The following is a 14,768-nucleotide window of genomic DNA, read 5'->3' as shown; positions in this document are numbered from 1 at the left end:
AAAATCCCAAAAAACACGACTGTCCTTTAAAAATTATAGCTAACCCCTGAAAAAGTGTCAAGGCATTCTGTTAAAAAAGTCTTCGATCCCATCAAGTTTGTTTGGGTTTTCATTGACATTCTTCACAACGGCCCAAAATCTCGAAGCGATGTCCCTCGATCAAGCAGCCAGGAAGCTGTTCTTGGAAGAAGTCCATCGGGCAAATATGCAGTTCTTTTGTTTTGCCACAAACCGTGCAAATAAAGTGATGGTGATGATGGTCCTCTAATTCTGCACAGCAGTTATAGCGAAACTTCATCTCCCCGTTCAGCTCTGTTTCTTCTAAAATACCGATCTCAGAAAAATCATGCAGATTACGGTAGATCGTATCATAGCTCAAGCCAGGATACTTTTCTGACATGTATTCATGAATTTCCTTGGCTGGCAAATAGCGATTGCGTTTCACTAAATAGGTGATGATCGCTTCTCTTTTTTTGGTGTATTTAAAGCCATTTTCTTTCAATGTAGTCATGGCATGCTCAATAAGTGTTTGATTTTTCATCGTAGGCCCTCCTGATAAATCAAAATCATTCCGATTCTATCGATCTTAAGTATGGTATAATGAAATCAATAAAAAAGCAAGAGAGGATTTTTCTTATGAAGCCAACTGAACCTGAACAACCAGACTTGCAAGAAAAATTGCAAACCAGTGCCGCAGTGACGATGTTCGTGTTGTCGGACTCTGCCGGCGAAACGGCATCAAAGCTTGCACAAGCGACAATGGCCCAATACCCCAGCGTCGAATTTAACCTTTTTAGACGCACGTTTATCCACACAAAAGAGCATTTGATCAAAGCTTTGTCTGATGCAAAAAAACACAACGCCATTATTCTTCATACCTTGATCAAAGAAGAACTTGTGGATTTGACGAATCATTTTTGTGAAGAAGCTGACCTTTACCATTTCGACGTATTGACCCCTCCAGTAAGTGAAGTAGAACGACGAACTGGCGTAGCACCTTCACGAGAGCCAGGGGCTTTGCACCACTTAAACGAAAATTATTTCAAACGCATCAAAGCCATGGAATTTGCGGTTATGTACGATGATGGGAAAGACCCTCGTGGCTTCTTGGAAGCAGATGTCGTGTTACTAGGGGTTTCTCGGACGTCAAAAACGCCTTTGAGTCTATTTCTAGCAAACAAAAATTTAAAAGTTGCTAACCTGCCTTTAGTACCGCAAGCCCACATCCCAAAACAGCTCTGGGAAATCGATCCGAAAAAAATCGTCGGGCTAACAAACGATCCGAATGTGTTAAACAGTATTCGCAAAGAACGGATGCGCTCCTACGGCTTGAACCCAGATTCTGCGTATTCCGATATAGAAAAAATCAAAGCGGAGCTGACGTTTGCCAATGATCTTTACGAGAAACTAGGCTGTGTCGTGATCAATGTCGCTTCTCTTTCCATCGAAGAAACCGCCTCTATGATTTTAAATGCATTAAACTTAGAAGATCATAGTTATTACACGTCAGAAACGAAAGACTAACCTCGATGAAGCAATGAAAAACGGTGAGCAGAAAATCTTCTGCTCACCGTTTTTGGTCTGTGGCTCATTTATTATTCTCTTTTAGAACACTTGCAGCCCTTCACGATCGATTTGCAATTGTTCAATATACGCATTGCTCTCCAAGGCGTGCAAAAGTTTTGAGATTCGTTCTGCCCGTTCCTCTGGGACGATCGCTAAGACCGTAGGACCTGCGCCGCTTAAGAAACAGCCATAGCCGCCTTCTTCTTCGCAGATTTGGCGAATGGTCGACAAGTGCGGTACAAGCTTTTCCCGATAGGCTTCATGAAAACGATCCTGCTGCATCAATTTTCCTGCAAGAGGCAGATTGCCATTGATGACCGCTGCGATCATCACGTTGGCGATCGCACTGGCTTCGACAGCTTGCTCGTGAGAAAGGGTCTGCGGCAAGACTTGACGACTTGCTTCAGTCAACAGTTCTTCATGAGGAATATAGGCAATGATCTCGCACTCTGGAAAATGATGCTTGACTAAATACGTATGCTTGTGCTGATGGTCGTAAGCAGCAACCGCAAAATCTCCATAAATTGCTGGTCCAACGTTGTCAGGATGCCCTTCGATGGCAGTTGCGATCTCAAGCTTTTGTGCTGCACTCAGATTCATGTGGGCCATGCGGTTGGCTAGTTCAATCCCGGCGACGATCACCGAGGAACTGCTGCCTAAGCCTCGTGCCAAAGGAATGTCCGAACTCATACGAATCTTCAAAGGCTTCATGTTTGGTGCTAATTTCAATGCCACACGCAAAAGCAAGTTGGTTTCATCCGTTGGGATCTCTGAACCTAGCTCATGGATGATTTCCCACGTATCGTTTTCTTTTAAAACTTCAATGAACAAATACTTTGACAGGGCAATCCCGCAGGAATCAAAACCAGGCCCTAAGTTCGCACTGGTTGCAGGAACGCGGATCTTCATAGATTGGCAACTCCTTCACGAAGATGCTGACGCATTTCTTCTAAATCACTCATCTTATTGATGGTTACTTCTGTCGCTTTGATAGCTGTATTAGGATCCTTCAGACCATTTCCAGTAAAGACGGCAACGACAGTCTCACCTGGTTTGATTTTACCTGCTTTCACGTGCTGGATGACACCAGCCAGCGAGGCAGCTGAGCCTGGTTCAATAAACACACCATCTTGCGCAGCAATTTTACGGTAAGCATTCAAAATTTCCTCATCGGTTACTGCATCGATGTGTCCATTTGATTCATCACGAGCGGCTTCTGCCAACTGCCAGCTGGCTGGATTGCCGATCCGAATCGCTGTAGCAATCGTTTCTGGTTGTTCGATGACTTCACCACGGACGATCGCAGCAGCACCTTCAGCTTCAAACCCATGCATTCTTGGCAACGCGGTGCCTTTTTTCTCATGCCATTCTTTGAACCCTTTCCAATATGCCGAGATATTCCCTGCATTACCGACAGGAATCGCAAGAACATCCGGTGCTTGTCCTAATTGTTCGCATACTTCAAAGGCCGCTGTTTTTTGTCCTTCTAAACGATAAGGATTGACTGAGTTTACTAGCGCCACGGCTTCGGTTTCTGCAATATCTCGTACTGCTTTTAACGCTTCATCAAAGTTTCCTGGGATCGAAATGATGTCGGCTCCATAAACGATTGCTTGCGCCAATTTTCCCATAGCGATCTTGCCATCTGGAATAACAACATAGGCTTTGATCCCCGCTCTGGTCGCATAAGCTGCTGCTGCCGCACTGGTATTTCCTGTCGATGCACAGACGATTGCTTTGGCACCTTCTTCCACCGCTTTTGCCACCGCCATGACCATCCCTCGGTCTTTAAAAGAGCCTGTCGGATTCAGCCCTTCGTATTTTCCATACAATTGAATCCCTAATTCCTTGGAAAGGCTTGGTAAGGGAATCAACGGCGTGTTGCCTTCAGCCAGCGACAATACTGGTGTATTTTCGTTGACTGGCAGATATTCCTTGTATTGATGCAATAATCCTTGATACATGTTTATTCCTCCATCACTTTCATTATTTGTATGTCTTGTGCATCGGTATAAGTTGCGAGTTTTTCTGTTAACTCTTTTTCGCTCATTGGATTGGTGATTCCAGCTATTCGTTGGTCTGCTTCGTTGAACACCGTTTGCTCAAACGCAAACCATTCTGGAAGAGCGTTCCCTTTGATCTCTTGACTTGAAAAAGACACATAATGCTGGCTAGGGACTTCTTCTACAGCTGCTAATGCTGTTTCTTTTTCAAAAGTTAGAAAAGGTTCAACGATCCCAAAGCTTTTATTTTTTGCTAAAACGGTCAAATCCGCTACCACGCTGGTGGCCGTCGGTCGTGATCCTGCTCCTGGTCCATAAACCATTGATTGATCGATGCCTTCACTCTCGATAAAAATGCCATTAAACTCGTTTTGGATCGTCGCTAACGCATGGTTTTTCGGCACTAATACAGGTCCAACTGACACAGTAAGGGAACCGTCAACTGTCTTTTGTGCTGCACCGATCAACTTCACTTCATAACCAAAGGCTTGTGCCTGCTTAATATCTGCCACAGCTAAGCCGCGGATGCCTTTTGTTGCCACATCAGCAACATGGATCGTTTTTCCAAAAGCAAATTTGGTCAGGATCACCATTTTATAAGCCGCATCGATACCGTCAACATCATTAGTAGGATCTGATTCGGCAAAACCTTTTGCTTGTGCTTGTGACAAAGCATCTTCATAGGTCATGCCATCTTCCGTCATTTTCGTCAGCATATAATTGGTCGTCCCATTGACGATGCCAAAAATCCCTGTGATGGTATCAGGCAGATAGTGGGTGCTCAATGTACGCAAGATCGGAATGCCACCACCCACGCTGGCTTCATAATAAAGAGACACCCCGGCTTTTTCAGCGATTGCCAGCAGTTCAGGTCCATGGGTGGCAATCAAGTCTTTATTTGCCGTCACAACGTGCTTCTTATTTTCTAAAGCAGCTGAAATAAACGCTTTTGCCGGATCGATCTTCCCGATCAATTCCACAATTACGTCGATGGTCTCATCTTCAAACAACTCATTTGCCTCATTCGTCAACGCAAACCCGTACTTAGCCGCTAACGCAGACTTATCCTCGTAAGGCGAAGCTAATGCTTTCGTGATTTGCACACTGACTCCTGTGCGTGCCAGAATGGCTTCTTTTTGCTCTGCCAACACTTGGCATACCCCGCTGCCGACAACACCCATTCCTAATAATCCAATGTTCAATTGCTTACCCATAATGCCCCCTAACTGAAAACGTTATTAAAAACCGTTCATCTAATTTTAATATTTCCACTAGCATACCAAAAACAATAAGAAAAAACTAGGACTTTTGAGAAATTCTCGCCCTAGTTTTAACGGTGATGGATATGTTCGAATGTTTTTTGCAAAATATCCACAACATGTTTGTCATCAAGACTATAAAGGATGGTTTTTCCTTGTCTTTCCGACTTTACGATCCGATTATCTTTCAAAAGTTTCAGCTGATGAGAAACTGCTGATTGTTCCATATGTACTTGTTCTGCAATCGAAGTGACATTGCGCTCTCCTTCTTGAAGAGACAACAAAATTTTTAGTCTAGTGGGATCACTAAGCATTTTAAAAATCTGTGTTACTTGCTGAATTTCTTCTAGTTTCGGCGTAGTCATCGCGCCACATCCTCTCTTATTTCCTTTTGCATTTTAGCCCTTGATAGACAGCTTGTCAATCAATGCTCGACGATCAAGGAGAAGAAACGAGCTAAAAGACAAGAATAGATCCAAGCGTCAGAAAATTCCCTTTAGAAGCTTCGGTCCCTCAACACCTGTTTGCTGAGGGAAGCGAAAGCTTCTTTTTCTACCACTCGGATCATTCAGTCAATTGCAATTTTTTTGATTATGAAGACATCAGATGACTTTATTCACCTGTGATTTCTTCGATCGCTGCTTGCAGATCAGCAATTTTTTGTTCTGCTGCTTCTGCCGTATCGCCTTTTACACCAATATAAAACTTGATTTTAGGTTCGGTCCCAGAAGGACGAACAGCAATCCAGCTTTCATCTTCCAAGGTGTATTTCAAAACATCAGAAGGCGGTGTGGTCATTTTTTGTTGGTGACCATCTAAGCCCACACGAGTCAACAATTTAAAGTCTTCTGTTTGCACGACAGGGGTTCCTGCGAAGACGGAAGGTGCTTTTTCACGGAAAGTCTTCATCAAGGCAGCAATCTTAGTTGCCCCTTCCATGCCGCTCATCGTTACAGAAATCGTTTTTTCTGCATAGTAGCCGTACTCTTCAAAAATATCTTGCAGACCATCATACAATGTTTTGTCTGATTGTTTGTAAAAAGCAGCCACTTCTGCTAATAAAACGAGCGCTTGGATCGCGTCCTTGTCCCGTACAAATGGTTTAACTAAGTAGCCATAGCTTTCTTCAAAGCCAAACATGAAAGTTTGAGAATGGTCTTTTTCAAATTGTTGGATTTTTTCGGCAATAAATTTAAAGCCAGTTAAAACATTGATCATATCAACATCGTAGGCTTTAGCGATCGCTGTTGGCAATTCACTAGAAACGATCGATTTTAAGACTGCTGCATTTTCTGGCAATGTTCCAGCTGTTTTATGGGCTTCTAAAATGTAACGGATCATCAATGCACCTAACTGGTTACCTGTCAAGACTTGGTAGTTGCCATCTGGCATTCTTACTGCAGCCCCTAAGCGATCGGCATCTGGATCTGTTGCGATCAATAAGTCAGCACCTTCTTTTTCACCTAAAGCAATCGCATATTCAAAGGCAGAGTGCTCTTCTGGATTCGGTGATTTTACTGTGCTGAAGTTTGGATCAGCAACCGCTTGAGAGGGTTCAATAATGAATTGTTGGAAACCAGCTTGTTTCAACGCTTTCTCGCCAAGCATCCGCCCTGTTCCGTGAAGTGGTGTATAGACAAGTTTCAAATCTTTGCCCACCGTATCGATCAATTCTTGATCGATCGTGACTTCTTTGATTTCTTTCAGATAGGCAGTATCGATTTCTTCGCCAATAATAGAGATCAAGCCGCTGTTTTTGGCTTCTTCTTCACTTAATACAGGAATCTCCAACGGATTTTCAATTTCCCGAACAAATTTTGTCAATGCATCCGCATCTGCTGGTGGCATTTGCCCACCATCTTCCCCATATACTTTGTAGCCATTGTATTCGGCTGGATTGTGAGAAGCAGTGATCATGATTCCAGTAAAAGTTTTTAAGTAACGCACAGCAAAAGATAATTCTGGCGTCGGACGTAAGCTTTCAAAGACGAAGGCTGGAATATCATGTTTTGCCAATGTTTTTGCTGCTTCCATCGCGAACTCAGGTGAAAAATGACGGGAATCATAGGCAATCGCTACGCCACGACGTCTTGTTTCGGGATCTTGTGTATCCATAAAGCGAGCCAAGCCTTCCGTTGCTTGACGAATCGTATAAATGTTCATCCGATTGATACCAGGTCCTAAAATCCCTCGCATGCCAGCAGTCCCAAATTCCAAAGGCATATAAAAAGCGTCTTCTAACATCGCAGGATCTGCTTCTAATGCGGTCAATTGTTCTTTTAATTGTGGATCTAAGTGTTCACTGTTTTTCCATTGATTAAATGTTTGTTCCCATGCCATAAAATAACCTCTCCTTTTTCCGTTAAAATGCTCTAAAATTAGTATAACACTACTTACAGATTTCTCAAAGAATAACCAAACGAAAAATAAAAAAAGCTGCTATCAAAAGTGATTGACACTTTAAAAATAACAGCTAATTCCATTAGATTATTTTGTTAATTGCGCATCCTTTTGTGTTTCAATAAAATCAAACACTTGTTGACCAGCAATACTGCCATCGCCGACTGCCGTTGTGATTTGACGCAAGCCTTTTTCACGAACATCGCCAATCGCGTAAACACCAGGAATTGAAGTTTCCATCTGATCATTTGTTAAGATCCAGCCAGCATCATTCGTGATACCGCTAGCTTTGAATGGTTCTGTCAACGGATCTAAACCAACATAGATAAAGACACCGCCAGCAGCTTCTTCTGTCACTTCATCCGTTTTTACGTTTCTGATTTGCACGCCAGTTACGACCATTTCATTGCCTTTGATTTCTTCTACAACAGAATCCCAAATAAAAGAGATTTTCTCGTTGGCAAATGCGCGGTCTTGGATGATTTTTTGTGCTCGTAATTCGTCACGACGGTGAACGATCGATACTTCAGAAGCAAATTGCGTTAAGTAGATAGCTTCTTCGACTGCCGAGTCGCCTCCACCAACAACGATCAAGCGTTTGTTACGGAAAAAGGCACCGTCACAAACCGCACAGTATGAAACACCGCGTCCTGCGAATTCTTCTTCGCCTTTGACGCCTAACTTTCTATGTACACATCCTGTGGCAATGATGACTGTTTTCCCTTGATAGGTTTTGTCTTCGGTGGCAACTTCTTTGAACTCACCTTGATCCGTGATGCTTTGAACGATCCCATAGGCATTTTCAACACCAAATTTAATGGCACCTTCATACATTTTAAATGCTAATTCAGGGCCTAAGATTGATTCGAAGCCAGGATAGTTTTCAACCTCAGCCGTATTGTTCATTTGTCCGCCAGGTGCTCCTCGTTCAATCATTAGTACTGATAAATTCGATCTTGACGCATAAAGCGCTGCTGTCATCCCCGCAGGGCCTGCGCCGATGATAATTACATCATACATATATTTCCCTCCAATTTGGACTACCCATACTTTACTTTCAAAAGCAAATTCTTTCAACTCATCTGCTTACAAAAAATAATAAGATATTCCTGCTTTTACTTTTGAAAATTACATTGACTTTCTTTTCAATTTTTGTAAAATTTTCACGATACGTCTATTATATAGAAAATAAGGAGTCCTTACAATTGAATAAGAAAAAACTTTTAGGAAAATCAGACCGTGAACTGATTTTTCTCAGCTGGCCAATTTTTGTTGAGCTATTTTTGCGGGTCGTTATTGGGAATGTCAACGTTTGGATGATTTCTCATTACTCCGAGCCAGCAGTAGCGGCCGTCAGTGCTGCCAATCAACTATTGAATTTAACGGTCTTTATTTACGGTTTCATCACCGTGGGTACTCAGATCATTATCGCACAATTGATTGGTGCGAAAAAACGCGACCAGATACCGAAAGTCATCAATACCGCTCTTTTTGGGTCATTGTTCATCGGGATTTTGATCAGCTTGATGTTCCTTTTCGGCTCAACCTACCTTTTGCGATTCATGGGCTTAGATGCTGAATTAGTTGCTTTAGGTCATGGATACTTACAAGTGTATGGCGGAAGTCTGTTCCTTTCATCGATCACGGCGGTCATAATTGCTGTCATGCGTAGCCACAGTTTCACAAAACCTGCGTTATTGGTACCGATGTTTGCTAGTATCCTAGCCGTCATTGGCAATTACTTTGTCTTATACAGCCCCTTTGGTTTACCGAATTTCGGTGTGACTGGATTGGCATTTTCTAGCGTCTTTGGTAATTCGATCGGTTTACTAATTGCCGCCATGTTGCTGAAGAAACATGTGAATTTTTCTGTTTTATCTGCCCGTTTCTCGAATGTCTCTTGGGGCGTGATGAAAAACATTTTGACTTACGGATTGCCTTCTTCTGGCGAGTCTCTTTCCTATCAAGGAGCGCAAGTCGTGGTGACGATGATCGTGGCGCAACTTGGCGCAAGTGTCTTGATTGCAAAATCTTACGTAACAGCTATCACCCAATTTGTTTATTTGATCGCCTCCGCATTAAGTCAAGGAAACCAAATCATGATTGGCCGCAATGTCGGTGCGGGTGAATTCGATCGCGCGCATCAGCGAGGCATGCGCACGATGGTGATCGGGATCATCGCCTCGGTAACGATCTGCTTATTGACCTATCTATTTATTGAACCGATCATGGGGATCTTTACTTCCAATACCGAAGTAATCGAGATTGCTAAAGGTGTCTTTTTAGTAGAGATCGTCTTAGAAACAGCGCGTGCAGTCAATATGATCCTAGTTGGTTCATTAAATGCAAGTGGTGATGTGAAGTTCCCATTGATCTGCAGCCTAATTGTTCTATGGGTCATCAGCTTACCGTTTTCGTACTCACTTGCCATCGTCTTTAAATTTGGCTTGATCGGCGTTTGGATCGCTTATGCCATTGACGAAGCATTGCGCAGTGTCTTAATGATCTATCGCTGGCATTCTGGGGTATGGAAAACTAAATCTGTCGTTCATCCACAAGAAGCAGAACCTGAAGTCTTACCAGAAGCATAATAAGAGTCCAGTGGTCCCAATGGCCGCTGGATTTTTTGTTTTTTATAAGAAATAAAATGCACCAAGAAGTTCGCTTGGTTTTTTTGAAGACTTTGCTCTATACTTATCTCAGAAGCTATTGACTATGATTTACATTAAAAGGAGCGTTTGCTATGTCAATCTATGACTACCAAGCAACATTAGAAAACGGCGAAACTTATTCGCTAGCAAACTACGAAGGTCAACCGCTGGTGATCGTCAATACAGCTACAAAGTGCGGGTTGAGCCCGCAGTTCAAAGAATTACAAAGTCTTTATGAAACCTATAAAGACCAAGGGTTGGTCGTTCTAGGGTTTCCTTCTGACCAGTTCAAACAAGAAGTCGGCTCAGCCGAAGAAGCCGCAGCCGCTTGCCGAACCACCTATGGTGTTGATTTTCCGATGCACAAGTTAACGGTGATCAATGGCAAAGACGCCGATCCCTTGTTTCGCTATTTGGAAGAAGAAGCACCGGGTACACTAGGCAAAGCCATTAAATGGAATTTCACGAAATTCTTGGTGGACCGCCAAGGTAAAGTCGTGGAGCGTTTTGCTCCACAAACCAATCCTCAAAAAATGATTCCAGAAATTGAAAAAGTTCTTTAAAAAATGGATAAAGGCGACCTTAAGGACAAAACATGTCATGCTTAAGGTCGCCTTTTTTTGTAATTGCTGCAACGCAAGCCTTTTACAGCACTCTCATTGTCGGTTATCAATAATCTCGGAGCAGCCATTTCTACTTATAGAAATCATTCGTGATAATAGTTTTTAAAAAGACTTTAAAAAAAGCTGCAGTCGATCTACTTAGATTTCTCTAAGGGATCAACTGCAGCTTCTTATAATTAGTTATTCGATAAATCTTCACCGTTTGAAGCAATCACTTGTTTGTACCAATCAAATGATTTTTTCTTTGTTCGTTTCAAGGTGCCGTTTCCTTCATTGTCACGGTCCACATAAATGAAACCATAGCGTTTTTTCATTTCACCTGTTCCAGCTGAAACTAAATCGATACAACCCCAAGTCGTGTAACCCAATAAGTCGACACCATCTTGTTCAACCGCATCTTTCATTGCTTGAATATGCTCTGCCAAGTATTGGATCCGGTAGTCATCTTCCACATAGCCATCTGCATCTGGTGTATCCACAGCTCCTAAGCCGTTTTCAACGATGAACAATGGTTTTTGGTAGCGATCATAAATGTCATTCATTGTGATGCGCAAACCAAGTGGATCAATCTGCCACCCCCACTCACTTGCTTCCAAGTATGGGTTTTTCACAGAGGCAAAAATATTGCCAGCCGTTTGTTCTAATAATTCAGCGTCCGTGGTTGATACGCGGGAAGAATAGTAAGAGAAGGAAATAAAGTCTACGGTGTGAGCTTTCAACAGCTCAAGGTCGCCTTCTTCCATTTTGATTTCGATCCCATTGCGTTCCATTTCTTTCAGCGCATATTGTGGATATTCCCCACGTGATTGAACATCAATAAAAAAATAGTTTTCGCGATCTGCTTTGCGTGATTCCCAGACATCTTCTGGTTTGCTTGTATATGGATAGTATGCGCCAGCAGCTAACATACAGCCTACTTTGTTCTCAGGATCGACTTCATGAGCGATTTTCGTTGCGATCGCAGAGGCCAATAGCTCATGGTGAGCCGCTTGGTATTTCACTTGCTCAACGTTATCGCCTTCTTCAAAGTAAAGACCTGCTCCCATAAATGGCGCATGGAGAATCATGTTGATTTCATTGAAGGTCAACCAGTATTTTACTAATCCTTTGTAACGGTTGAAAATCACGTTACACAAGTTTTCATAGAATCCGACCAATTCACGAGAACGCCATGCCCCGTATTTTTCAACTAAATGCATTGGGCAATCAAAGTGAGTGATCGTTACTAATGGTTCGATCCCATATTTGTGGCATTCTTTGAAAAGATCTTCATAGAACTTCAAGCCGTCTTCATTTGGTTCTGTTTCATCCCCTTTAGGGAAAATCCGACTCCAAGCGATCGACAAACGGTAGGTTTTAAAGCCCATTTCGCCAAATAGCGCGATGTCTTCTTTGTAGCGATGATACATATCGATCGCTTCTTTTGCTGGGTAGAAATGTTCGTCATCAAAATCGAACATTTTCATTTGACCAGTAATGACTGGAAAACGATCTTTGCCGATCGGTACCACGTCAACGTTTGCCAAGCCGCGTCCGCCTTCTTGGTAGCCTCCTTCACATTGATTGGCAGCTGTTGCGCCGCCCCATAAAAAGTCTTTTCTAAATGCCATGTTTCTTTCCTACTTTCTCTTTATTTAACTAGTTCGCGATCAAGTTCGCGGGCTACTTCATCTTGTACTTCTACGCCTTCTTTTTCAAGACGTGCGATCGTTTCCTTAAATTTAGGCAAGTGATCTTTGTGGGCAATAAACAGTTCGTCCATGACACGTTTTGCCGTATCACCTGATGGAACCAATGGGTTGATGGTGAAGGCTTGTAATGCGATATTGTAATCCCCCGTCACAGCTGCTTCGATCGTTAATAATTCCATTGCTTTCATTACCTGTAACCAACCTTTTTCAGCTGTCGGTAACTCACCAAAGGCAACATTTCTAGCCCCTTGTCCGCCAACGTAAGCTGTTACTTCGACTACGCAATCGGCAGGAAGATCTGGAACGGCGCCTTCATTTTTGGTTGAAACGACGATTTGGGTATTTTTATTAGCATAAATGGAAGCAATCGTTTCACACGCTGCATCTGAGTAGTAAGCACCACCACGTTTTTGCAGCTGTTCAGGTTTATGATCCAATTCAGGATCTTTGTACAACTCAAACAATTCGGCTTCGGTTTGCTTTACTTGCTGTGCGCGTGTACCGACAGTCTTGTACTCTTCGATCGCATGATTCAACATTTCTTCTTGACGATAGTAATAACGGTGATACCCGCAAGGAATCATCTTCATTTGTTCCAGCTGTTCTTTGTAAAATGGTACATCAAAGATATTCTTCGGTAAGCCATTGTCTTCTTCATACATTTTATCAATAATGTCCATCGTAACGTCATTGCCGTGTGAGTCGGTAACTTTGTGCCAGTGGAAGTGGTTCAATCCTGCAAATTTGTAAATCAATTCGTCAGGTTCTTTGCCAAGCAACGCAGGTTCAACCATCGTTGCCATGACAGGCACGTTACACAACCCGATGACTTTGTCCCATTTTCCGTAACGCACGATTGCTTCAGTCACCATACCGCTTGGATTCGCAAAGTTGATCAACCAGGCATCGGGACACAAGCGTTTCATATCTTCAACGATTTCAAGAATGATTGGAACCGTACGAAACGCCTTGAACATACCACCAGGGCCGTTGGTTTCTTGACCAATCATGCCGTAATAAGCAGGAATTCGTTCATCTTTGATACGGGCATTCAGCAATCCTACTCGGAATTGAGTCGTAACGAAATCAGCATCTTTTAATGCTTCTTCTCGATCCAATGTCATGTGGATTTTTACATCGTAGGGTGACGCATCCCACATCCGTTGTGCCATCGCACCAACGATTGCTAATTTTTCTTTTCCTGCTTCGATATCTACTAGCCAAATCTCACGAATCGGCAATTCTTCATAGCGTTTGATAAAGCCTTCCATTAACTCCGGGGTATAGCTGCTGCCGCCACCAATGGTTGCAATTTTAATTCCTTTTGTCATTGTATTGCTCCTTTGCTATTTTATTTACATTCTTATTATCATTCATAAAAACATTTGATTCAATGTAAATAGCCTATTTAGAAAAAGCGTTTGCAAATCTCGCTTCTTCTTGCAGGTGTTTTGTAAAAAAGATTTACAAAGAGCATCAAATAAGGAATAATTAGGATGTAAACGATTCGCTAGGTACTGAATAAAAACGAATTTCTGTAAAAACCATTTACAAATAATCTTAAAAAAATGTAAAAAGGAGCATACATACCATGTTGTTACAAGAAAAAATGCGCCAAATCAAATTAGCACCAGCGGAACGATCGTTGATCGATTATTTATTAGCCAACCCGACTGCGATGGCGGATCAAACCATCAAGGAATTGTCTGAAAAAACCTACGTTCATCCTTCTACTTTTATTCGGATCGCAAAAAAATTAGGCTTCAATGGTTGGCTCGACTTAAAAACGGCCTTTGTGGAAGAGCAAACTTATATGAGCAGCCATTTTACCGATGTGGATGCGAACTTTCCCTTCTCTTCCCATGACGGCATTATGACCATCGCCAAAAAGTTGGCAAAGCTTGAACAAACAACGATCGAAGATACGCTATCCTTGATCCATCATGATGAATTACAAAAAGCGAAACAATCGTTGCTCAATGCCAACCATATCAGGATTTTCGCCAGCAATGCTAACACCTTGATTTCTCAAGACTTTGTTTTGAAGATGCGGCGTTTAGGAAAAAGCATCCACGTCTGTGATACCTTCGGCGAAAGTGCCTATGAGGCATCGAACTGTACCTCCGATACGACCGCAATCTTGATTTCTTACACAGGTGAAAACAAAATGGTTAAAGAAATCGGTAAGATCCTTGCCGAACGGCAGGTCTCCATCATTGGGATGACTAGTATTGGCGAGAATGCGTTAGCGAAATTAAGCGATTGTGTCTTAAATATCACAACAAGAGAAAGGCTTTATTCAAAGATTGCGAATTTTACGATCAATACCTCGGTTTGCTACTTGCTAGATTTGTTGTATGCAGTCGTCTTTTCGGAGCACTATGAGAAAAATCTGCAGCATTTGATCGATATTGGGATGGCGTATGATAAGCGCCCCACTTCATCAACGATAATCGCTGAACCAACCTATGATAAAAACCTTCATTATAAAGACTCACTATTTCCCAATTAAATGACTGTCAAAAAGCGATCGAGCCTTCACGACCGATCGCTTTTATCCTTATATAGCTGTTTT

The 14,768-nt window shown here is 42.4% G+C and carries 13 protein-coding genes; 4 read left to right on the top strand and 9 right to left on the bottom strand.

Features of this window, described 5'->3' with window-relative positions:
• Window positions 1–109: 109 nt before the first annotated feature.
• Window positions 110–541 (bottom strand): Fur family transcriptional regulator, encoded by a 432-nt coding sequence (locus tag IGI71_RS06950; RefSeq protein ID WP_005225833.1) that lies wholly within the window; start codon window positions 539–541, stop codon window positions 110–112.
• 95 nt (window positions 542–636) lie between these two features.
• On the opposite strand from IGI71_RS06950, the gene IGI71_RS06945 reads away from it, so the two are divergent.
• The gene (locus IGI71_RS06945) at window positions 637–1,524 is read left to right on the top strand and encodes a pyruvate, water dikinase regulatory protein (protein WP_010748043.1); all 888 of its coding nucleotides are present in this window, start codon (window positions 637–639) and stop codon (window positions 1,522–1,524) included.
• Window positions 1,525–1,605: 81 nt separating this feature from the next.
• On the opposite strand, the gene thrB is transcribed toward IGI71_RS06945, so the two are convergent.
• The 6 genes from thrB to trxB form a co-directional block, all read right to left on the bottom strand.
• Window positions 1,606–2,475: a homoserine kinase gene (gene thrB / locus IGI71_RS06940; protein ID WP_005225831.1), complete on the bottom strand. Its 870-nt coding sequence runs from the start codon at window positions 2,473–2,475 to the stop codon at window positions 1,606–1,608.
• Complete coding sequence (thrC, locus tag IGI71_RS06935) at window positions 2,472–3,530, bottom strand: threonine synthase (RefSeq protein ID WP_010748042.1); 1,059 nt, start codon at window positions 3,528–3,530, stop codon at window positions 2,472–2,474. The genes thrB and thrC overlap by 4 nt, the downstream gene beginning before the upstream one ends.
• A 2-nt stretch (window positions 3,531–3,532) precedes the next feature.
• Window positions 3,533–4,783: a homoserine dehydrogenase gene (locus IGI71_RS06930; protein WP_010748041.1), complete on the bottom strand. Its 1,251-nt coding sequence runs from the start codon at window positions 4,781–4,783 to the stop codon at window positions 3,533–3,535.
• A gap of 116 nt (window positions 4,784–4,899) precedes the next feature.
• The gene (locus tag IGI71_RS06925) at window positions 4,900–5,193 is read right to left on the bottom strand and encodes an ArsR/SmtB family transcription factor (RefSeq protein WP_005225828.1); all 294 of its coding nucleotides are present in this window, start codon (window positions 5,191–5,193) and stop codon (window positions 4,900–4,902) included.
• Window positions 5,194–5,440: 247 nt separating this feature from the next.
• The gene (locus tag IGI71_RS06920; protein WP_005225827.1) at window positions 5,441–7,168 is read right to left on the bottom strand and encodes a phospho-sugar mutase; all 1,728 of its coding nucleotides are present in this window, start codon (window positions 7,166–7,168) and stop codon (window positions 5,441–5,443) included.
• 147 nt (window positions 7,169–7,315) lie between these two features.
• A complete protein-coding gene (trxB, locus tag IGI71_RS06915) occupies window positions 7,316–8,248 on the bottom strand; it encodes a thioredoxin-disulfide reductase (RefSeq protein WP_010748040.1) in 933 nt (310 codons plus the stop codon).
• A gap of 185 nt (window positions 8,249–8,433) precedes the next feature.
• Here trxB and IGI71_RS06910 point away from each other — a divergent pair, with 185 nt between their 5' ends.
• On the top strand, window positions 8,434–9,819 hold the full coding sequence (locus tag IGI71_RS06910; RefSeq protein WP_010748039.1) for an MATE family efflux transporter: 1,386 nt from the start codon (window positions 8,434–8,436) through the stop codon (window positions 9,817–9,819).
• A 152-nt stretch (window positions 9,820–9,971) separates the two neighbouring features.
• Window positions 9,972–10,442, top strand: coding sequence for a glutathione peroxidase (locus tag IGI71_RS06905; RefSeq protein WP_010748038.1), 471 nt, complete (start codon window positions 9,972–9,974; stop codon window positions 10,440–10,442).
• A 236-nt stretch (window positions 10,443–10,678) separates the two neighbouring features.
• Here the strand turns inward: IGI71_RS06905 and IGI71_RS06900 are convergent, their stop codons facing one another.
• Complete coding sequence (locus IGI71_RS06900) at window positions 10,679–12,112, bottom strand: 6-phospho-beta-glucosidase (RefSeq protein ID WP_008378424.1); 1,434 nt, start codon at window positions 12,110–12,112, stop codon at window positions 10,679–10,681.
• A gap of 20 nt (window positions 12,113–12,132) precedes the next feature.
• Entirely contained in the window at window positions 12,133–13,524 is a 1,392-nt protein-coding gene (locus IGI71_RS06895) for a 6-phospho-beta-glucosidase (protein ID WP_005225822.1), read from the bottom strand.
• 260 nt (window positions 13,525–13,784) lie between these two features.
• Here IGI71_RS06895 and IGI71_RS06890 point away from each other — a divergent pair, with 260 nt between their 5' ends.
• The gene (locus IGI71_RS06890) at window positions 13,785–14,705 is read left to right on the top strand and encodes a MurR/RpiR family transcriptional regulator (protein WP_010748037.1); all 921 of its coding nucleotides are present in this window, start codon (window positions 13,785–13,787) and stop codon (window positions 14,703–14,705) included.
• Window positions 14,706–14,768 lie beyond the last annotated feature (63 nt).

This window comes from Enterococcus sp. DIV1279b, assembly GCF_050531515.1.
Lineage (GTDB): Bacteria > Bacillota > Bacilli > Lactobacillales > Enterococcaceae > Enterococcus_D > Enterococcus_D casseliflavus.
The sequence above is the reverse complement of the archived record's forward strand: the minus strand, read 5'-3'. Positions and strand labels throughout refer to the sequence as shown.